The sequence below is a fragment of the Paenibacillus sp. GYB006 genome (genome assembly GCF_036577645.1).
In the GTDB taxonomy this organism is placed as follows: Bacteria; Bacillota; Bacilli; order Paenibacillales; family Paenibacillaceae; genus Paenibacillus.
The window spans coordinates 1-972 of record NZ_JARBDA010000048.1; the positions used below are offsets into that span (position 1 = coordinate 1).

Consider the following 972-nt stretch of genomic DNA (forward strand, 5'->3'; position numbering starts at 1 on the left):
GACGGATTGTAATATGAAGTGCGACACCTTACTCAAAAAATAAAAATGGCCCATGGCCTGATTCGTGTAGAATTAAGTTACCACACCAAATTCACACAGGAGAATCAGTCCATGAGCTATTCACATCTTAGCATAATTGAACGCAGTAAACTAGAAGCACTCTCTCAGATAGGATTGTCTGCTCGAGCCATTGCTCGTGAATTGGACCGCCACCACTCTACCATCAGCCGAGAATTAAAACGAAATCACCGTTTAGAAGGTTATCAAGCGGTAGATTCAAATGAGCGGTATCAGTGCCTTCGCCAAGCCCAAAGTTCACGCGGAAAGTGGACTGAGGCACTTGGTGAAGAGATAGAGAGAAGACTTCAGGAAACCTGGTCACCTGAGCAAATTTCAATGAGCTATGTTCAAAAAGATATGCCCATGGTTTCATTCAAAACGATTTACCGGTGGCTGTATGACGGCCGTTTAACTCGCTCTACAGTTCAGCAGTTAAGACATAAAGGTAAGAGACAGAAACCTCAGGAAAAACGAGGCCGCTTCCTTGTAGGCACTTCTATTAAACAGCGTCCTAAAGAGATTCGTTCTCGCGAAACCTTTGGCCACTGGGAACTGGATACGGTTGTCTCTAGCCGAGGAAAAAGCAAAGCTTGTGTCGCTACTTTTATCGAACGAAAAACACGGCTATACACTGCCATCAGCATGCCTGATCGTACCGCACTATCCATGGAAATTGCTGTAGGTGTAGCCGCTGCACAGCACCCAGTGGGTACCTTTCAGAGTGCTACTGTGGACCGAGGTAAAGAGTTTGCATGCTTTCGAAATCTAGAAGAAACACACGGTATGAAGGTGTATTTTGCAGATCCTTATTCTTCTTGGCAACGAGGTTCCAATGAGAATGGAAACGGCTTGTTACGAGAGTTCTTTCCAAAAGGAAAAGACTTCGCAGAGGTATGTGATGAAGAATTGGAA

General features: G+C 44.9%; 1 protein-coding gene. It reads left to right on the forward strand.

Features of this window, described 5'->3' with window-relative positions:
* Positions 1-111: 111 nt before the first annotated feature.
* The coding region (locus tag PV403_RS24800; RefSeq protein WP_332086286.1) for an IS30 family transposase at positions 112-972 on the forward strand (861 nt) is incomplete at its 3' end.